The organism is Bacillus sp. 05T31 (genome assembly GCF_056396725.1).
Genome location: NZ_JBFTMA010000595.1, coordinates 1 through 2,840, shown reverse-complemented (window position 1 = coordinate 2,840; position 2,840 = coordinate 1). Strand labels below are relative to the sequence as shown.

The 2,840-nt window shown below is 35.1% G+C and carries 3 protein-coding genes and 1 riboswitch; of the genes, 1 reads left to right on the top strand and 2 read right to left on the bottom strand.

The features are described 5' to 3' along the window. Together AC1DJR_RS24870 and AC1DJR_RS24865 are read right to left on the bottom strand one after the other, a co-directional pair. A partial coding sequence (locus AC1DJR_RS24870) for an amino acid ABC transporter permease (protein WP_477003750.1) occupies positions 1–667 on the bottom strand: 667 nt, incomplete at its 3' end. Between the two features lie 69 nt (positions 668–736). Continuing rightward, positions 737–843: riboswitch (SAM riboswitch) on the bottom strand. 224 nt (positions 844–1,067) lie between these two features. Continuing rightward, positions 1,068–1,979 carry a VanW family protein gene (locus AC1DJR_RS24865; RefSeq protein WP_477003749.1) on the bottom strand — a complete coding sequence of 304 codons (912 nt, stop codon included), beginning with the start codon at positions 1,977–1,979 and terminating at the stop codon, positions 1,068–1,070. A gap of 445 nt (positions 1,980–2,424) precedes the next feature. Here AC1DJR_RS24865 and AC1DJR_RS24860 point away from each other — a divergent pair, with 445 nt between their 5' ends. After that, positions 2,425–2,751: a hypothetical protein gene (locus AC1DJR_RS24860; RefSeq protein ID WP_477003748.1), complete on the top strand. Its 327-nt coding sequence runs from the start codon at positions 2,425–2,427 to the stop codon at positions 2,749–2,751. The last annotated feature ends 89 nt before the right edge of the window (positions 2,752–2,840 follow it).

Sequence of the window (2,840 nt, the reverse complement as noted above, 5' to 3'; positions counted from 1 at the left end):
ATAAATACGGTGCATCAAGTTTCTTCTCCAACCTTTTCTGTCCCCAGCTGATTACGATTGTAATAATCCAATACACAATCGCTACCGCTAAATAGCTTTCCATATAACGATACGATTGTGCAGCCAACATTTTCGCTTGTGCCAATATTTCAGCCACTCCAAGTGCAAAAGATAACGAAGATTCTTTTAACAATCCAACAAAATTATTTCCAAGTGACGGCACTGCTACACGAATAGCCTGCGGAAAGATAATTTGTCGCATCGCTTGTGCTTTTGTCATTCCAACTGATAAACAAGCATCCATTTGCCCTGATTCCACAGCATTTAATGAACCTCGAATGATTTCTGACAAATAAGCAGCATTATTTAAACTGAGGCCAATTAAAGTTGCTTGCATAGCTGTAAGTACTGTAAAAGCCGGAGATATTTGTGGCAATCCGAAATAYAACACAAACAATTGAACYAATAACGGTGTYCCTCTAAAGAAAGAGATATACACCCTTGCAATTGGATATAAAAATTTCGTTTTGTTTTTTGTAATGATCGCCAAGCCAATCCCTATAAAGAAAGAAATAATCATTGAAACTACAGTAATCCCTAAAGTTATGTATACATACTTAAATAATTGCGGAAAACTTTCTAAAAAATACGYTACATCAAATTTCAYTYTMTCCCCCCTCTCTAAACAAAAAACTCTTCTTACACATATAAGAAGAGTTGAATGTTAATCCATTTCCCTYCATCTTCCAAACGCCTTTTRCGTTTGCTGGAATTAGCACAGTRCTTTTKTAGCCTGTTGCTGAGATTTCAYCGGGCCAGTCCCTCCATCTCTCTTGATAAGAAAACTAATAAATTTTTCCATTTATTTAGTTGTTATTATGAAGAATACAGTTAAAATTAAACAATGTCAATAGGAAAACTAAGAATTAAATCCACACTTTTTTCGAACATACAAACAATACACCATCAAAATTACTATTCTTAATAAACTGTACACAAAAAGCCGGTACTTCTAACAAACTTAAAAATACCGGCTTCAAATCTTTTATTCTTATAGCTTATGATATTTATCTCATCTTATGTACTTCAGCAACTAACTTCCCGCCCTGTATGCCCATATAAAGCTTAACAGGAGCATCATTTGTGTTTTCAAACACCAAATCTAAATATGGATATGCAATTGTAGCATCTCTTCCCTGCGGGACATAGCCTACTGTTTTAGAATGTGTAGTTCTCTCTACCATTTTCAAACCAGCTTGATCTGCCGCATTGAATAAAGTAGATGATGTTTGACAAACGCCACCACCATAACCATCTACTAATTTACCATCYACAATTTCTTTTCCTARTTGRTACCCTTTATCTGGTGTTGTATCTCCAATTAGTGCATTAAAAGAGAAACGGTCTCCTTTCGCTAAAACAACTCCACTTACGCTCTGAGCAGATAAACGAATATTTTCAATTCGACCACCTGTTGAACCACCTAAATTCGTTTCATATCTACCAATTACAGTACCACTGCCTTGCGCATCACCTAATGTTGCGACAGGTTTTTTCTCCACAATTGGTAACTGATAAGWAGAATCCCACATACCYACATTTAATAATTTRKCYACTAAYTCTTTTTCCATTAAYTCATACGAAGGTTTTCCCTCTTGCCACGTTCCATCTGGTGCTAAACGTGATGGAACCATCTTTTTATCTACGCTTTTCCCAACTTCACTAGCAACCTTCGTTACCGATTTTTTGAATTTCGCCTCATCTTCAAAATAACCTAAACTCGATAAGTCTATTTTTTTCACTTCAGTACCAGTACGCCCATCCACTAAGCTAATTGAATCCTGTACATCAGCCTTAGCCTCTACAACGTTCCCACCAAAATCACTTACTAATGCCACATCACTTACTTTTGTWCCACARCCACTTACTACAGCTACGCATAGCACCCCTACTAATATACCCTTTATTTTTCGGAACAATATACTCTCTCCTTTTCCCCAACATCATTTCTTATGTATTATTTCATTTTTATGTATGTTTTGTTACAATCATTTTACAATATGTTTAGAAAATGTTACAAGTTTTTTACTCTATTTAAATTACTCTTTTCTTTTGTAAATGTCTATACATATTTATATAAATTTTCGAGTTTGATAAGATTGTAACTTTTATGCAACCTATTTCTATCCAGTATATACCATTCAATAAATGAAATACAAATGTAAAAAATTTTTATTTCAGCTCTTTATGCACCTACATACTTCAGAAACCATAATGCTGAGCTCTCATATCTGGTCATTGTTAAATTAAAGTGAAAAATCACCCCTCATTTCAGCACATATAGGTATTTGCCGTGCCACTACTCCGCTTTTGCACATACATTATGATGAATTCAACCCACCTTTAAGAAACGGAGGAGTTTTTATGTATCCCTACAATCCTTATGATCCATATAGCCAATATGGATCTCAACCTCARTATGATTTACARGCACAATACCAACAATATATRGATCMAACAGAGCAAATTAATCCATACGATCCAAATCGCCAATTTCAACTTCCAATCTCTTTCCCTGGTRCCGGAAACCGTCAAYTAGAAMGACGAGTAAATGAGCTTGAACAAAGAGTACGTCAACTAGAAAACACAGTTGAGCGTCATACGCGTAGACTGAACCGTTTAAATCAGCGTCTACGTACAGTAGAAAAYAGRCTAAACATTCCATTTTCAGCATTAGAAGACGGMTTTTAATTTCGAAAATAAMAAATATATAAGGAAGGGRCTCYCCCTTCCTTATATAAATTGACGAAAGTTTTTTCCATCTCTATACTGATAAGAGT